Below are 3,679 nucleotides of genomic sequence, written 5' to 3' on the forward strand. Positions count from 1 at the left end.
CGCGCCCGCCTTGGGTGTTGGCGCCGGGTCGGCGAGCCGTGCCGCGCACCAGGTCGTCGTAGTAGATGAACTCGTCGCAGTTGGCGATCAGGAGGTCAGACGTTGATTGCTTCACGCCCACGCCGATGACGTGCTTGGCGTTCTCGCGCAGCTTGGAGACCAGGGGCGAGAAGTCGGAATCGCCCGAGATGATGACGAAGGTGTTGACGTGGGCCTTGGTGTAGCAGAGGTCGAGCGCGTCGACCACCAGGCGGATGTCGGCTGAGTTCTTGCCCGACTGGCGCACGTGCGGGATCTCGATGAGCTCGAAGTTGGCCTCGTGCATGGGGGCCTTGAAGCCCTTGTAGCGCTCCCAGTCGCAGTAGGCCTTCTTGACGACGATGCTGCCCTTGAGCAGCAGGCGCTCGAGCACGCGCTTGATGTCGAACTTCTCGTAGTTGGCGTCGCGCACGCCGAGGGCGACGTTCTCGAAGTCGCAGAACAGCGCCATGCTGATGTGGTCGTGTTGGGGCATGGTGTCTCTTTTCTTGTTTGTTGTTGTGGTGTGGGGGGCGGGCGCGGGTCAGAGCAGACCGGCGTCCCGCAGGTAGGCGCTGGGGCGGCTGGCATCGCACAGGATGGTGAGACGCCGCCGCGCGCGGGTCATCGCGACGTAGAGCAGGTTGCGATTGTCCACCGAGTGGCCGCCCAGGGCGAATTCACCCTTGTTGAGACCTGGCAGGATCACGTGGTCGAACTCCAGGCCCTTGGCAGCTTCGATGCTCGAGAGCAGCAGGGCGTGCTTCTTGGGCATGTGGTGCTGGCGCACCTCGCGCTCGTTCATGGACCTGAAGAACGAAGTGAGGTGATCGTAGCCCGAGGCCGATCGGATCAGGCCTTCGAGGTTGCCGATCACTTGCTCGATGTCCTGCTTGCGCACCATCATGCGCGCGGCCAGGCGCTGCGGCTGCAGCACGCGCACGAAGCGGCGTTGCCAGACATCGGGGTCGTCGCTGTCGATGACGTCGAGCGCGTCTTCGAGCAAGGGCCTGATCGCATCTGGCGCGTTGCGCAGCACCTGGTTGTTCAGGAAGTCGGGAGCGAACGAGGGGTCGTCGCAGACCGCTTTGATGGCCTGCTTTTCGAGCTTGGCCAGCAGGGCGGTGTCCTCTGCCTGCTCGGGGCTCAGGTCGCCCGTGTCCACGCGCGAGCCGGCGAAGCGCAGCAGCGCGCGCAGCACGGCTTCACGGGTCTCGGTGCGCTCGATCAGGCCGAGCGCGTCGCGCGCGCAGGCGTGCAGGCCGCGCACAAACAGCACCTCGGGGCGCTGCAGGTAGGGCAAAAAACCGCTGGTGCGGTGGTCGATGCCATGGTCGAGCAGCAGGTTCTCCAGCTCGACCGATTGGTGCGGTTGGCGCAGCAGGATGGCGATGTTCGACAGCGGGGCCTTCGCGTCCAGGCCCACGCGCTCGGTGATGAGCCGTCGCAGGTGCACGCGCACCTCGCTTGGGTCGGTGGTGCGGATGACTTCGACTTCGGTGTCGGCCAGGCCGGCGGGGCGTTGCGCCACGCAAGGCTTTTGCGCCAGCTTGCCGACGGCGGTGGCCAGTTTCTGGCCGAAGCGCCAGGTGGTGCTCAGCGGCATGCGCGTGGCCGGGGCCACCTCGCGGTCGAAGGCCTCCGTCATGAAGCGGGCGTCGGCACCCGAGATGGCATGGATGACCTGGTCGCGGTCGCCCACGCCGACGAAGCCCGCGCGGTTGCGTGCCATCAGCTCGCGCAGCACGGTGAACATGGCGCGGTTGGTGTCGTGCATCTCGTCGACCAGCACGAGGTGCAGGCCCATGGCGAGCGGGTGCTCCCCACCTTCGCCCACCCCGATCCAGGCGTCTTCGTCGGTCAGCAGGCGGGCCAGGTCGTGAGTCGCGTCGTGCTCAGCGCGGAACACGGGGTGGTCGGGGTGGCCACCTCGGCGGATGTGCTCGTACGCATGGAAGATCTTCAGCGTGGCGTACTCGCGGCCCAGCTCGGCCGCCACCTTCGGGGTGAGCACGCGATCGGACGCTTCAACCTGAAGCTGCATCGTGCCCTTGAGGTGCAGGAAGTCCGACAGCAGGCCTTCGACGCTGGCTTCGTTGCGGCCGTCGAAGGTGAACTCGTCGGGGTGGCGTTCGTCGGCGTTGTGCAGCACGCGGTCGATGGCTTGGAGCACATGGGGCCGCAGCTGCTCGGCTTTGTCGAGCAAGGCAACGGGCGCGCCTTCGATGGCCAGCAGGCGCTCGGTGCAGAAGGCGTCGAAGGTTTGCACGCGCACCTGGCGACGCACGTCGGCGCCCAGGCCGATGCGGGCCATGGCGTCGTTGAATGCCTGCACGGCGGCATCGGTGTAGGTCAGCACGCGCACGCGTTGGGGGTCGGCGCCGCGCAGCAGGGCCTGTGCCAGGCGCAGCGCCAGCGTGGTGGTCTTGGCCGCGCCCGCGTTGGCTTCGATGATGAGGTGGGGCTTGCGCACCAGCTGGATGGCGCGTTGCTCCGGCGTGGGCGCGATGCCTTTCGGGGTGAAAACACCCTCGGCCTCCGGCGCAGCGTGGGCCGCAGATGCGGTGCGGGCGTTGGGGGGCAGCAGGGGCGCGCGTGGCTGGCTCATCTCGGGTGGTGGGCGATCTGCTCAGTCTTCGGCGTCGGTTTCGTCATCGGGCAGGGCATCTCGCGTGCCGCGTTTGGCGGCTTTCTGGCGCGCGAGCTTCTTGGCTTGTTTCTCGGCCTCTGCGGCCTCGGCGGCGGCGCACCAGGCTTCGAACTGCGCGGGGGTTTCGAGCGTGATGCGGCCCATGACCGATGAGCGGAAATCGTTGATCAGCACCTCGGCGGCCTTTTGCATGTTGACGCGCCCGCCGCTGATCACGGCGCCGCGCTTGCGGCCGATCTCGGTCAGCAGCGCGTCGTCATGCATGGACGGGATGGCGTCGACATCGTCGAGCTTGTAGCGCGAGGCCAGCAGGTGGGGGTAGGGGCCCTTGAGGCTGTTGGCCAGCTCCAGCGCCACCTCTTCTTCGTCGTAGGCGTTCTTGCCCACGGCGCCGCTGGCGGCCAGGTGGTAGCCGCTTTTCTCGACGTGGATCTTGGGCCAGAGCATGCCGGGCGTGTCGAACAGGTAGAAGTCGCTGGCCAGGTTGATGCGCTGCTCGATGCGGGTCACCCCGGCTTCGTCGCCCGTCTTGGCGGCCTTCTTGCCGACCAGGGTGTTGAGCAGGGTCGACTTGCCCACGTTGGGGATGCCGCAGATCAGCACGCGCAGGGGCTTGTCCATGCCGCCGCGGTTGGGGGCCAGCTCGCGGCAGGCGTTGATGAGGCGCTGGGCCGGGGCGCGTTCACCGGCGTCGAGAGAGATGGCGCCGGTGTCGCTCTGCTCGCGCCACCAGGCCAGCCAGGCCTCGGTCTGCACCGGGTCGGCCAGGTCCTGTTTGTTGAGCACCTTGAGCTTGCGGCGGTTGCCAGTGATCTGGGCAAGCATCGGGTTGGCGCTGGAGCCGGGTAGGCGGGCGTCGAGCAGCTCGATGACGACATCGATGTCCTTGATGCGTTCGAGGATGGCTTTCTTGGTCACGTTCATGTGAGCGGGGAACCATTGGATGGCCATCGGGCGGGGCTTTCAGGGCTCGGGCGGGTGGGACAGGGGCGCAGGGTTGGGCGGGGCGTG

General features: G+C 67.4%; 3 protein-coding genes. All 3 read right to left on the reverse strand.

Annotation, left to right across the window (positions count from 1 at the left end; translation table 11 throughout):
- The coding region (locus B2W70_RS16610) for an NYN domain-containing protein (RefSeq protein ID WP_286747362.1) at positions 1-514 on the reverse strand (514 nt) is incomplete at its 3' end.
- Between the two features lie 48 nt (positions 515-562).
- Positions 563-2,626, reverse strand: a complete 2,064-nt coding sequence (locus B2W70_RS16615) for a UvrD-helicase domain-containing protein (RefSeq protein WP_286747364.1) — start codon at positions 2,624-2,626, stop codon at positions 563-565.
- 21 nt (positions 2,627-2,647) lie between these two features.
- Positions 2,648-3,619 carry a ribosome biogenesis GTPase YlqF gene (gene ylqF, locus B2W70_RS16620; RefSeq protein ID WP_286747366.1) on the reverse strand — a complete coding sequence of 324 codons (972 nt, stop codon included), beginning with the start codon at positions 3,617-3,619 and terminating at the stop codon, positions 2,648-2,650.
- Positions 3,620-3,679 lie beyond the last annotated feature (60 nt).

The organism is Aquabacterium sp. UBA2148, from assembly GCF_002328915.1.
Classification (GTDB): Bacteria; Pseudomonadota; Gammaproteobacteria; order Burkholderiales; family Burkholderiaceae_C; genus Aquabacterium; species Aquabacterium parvum.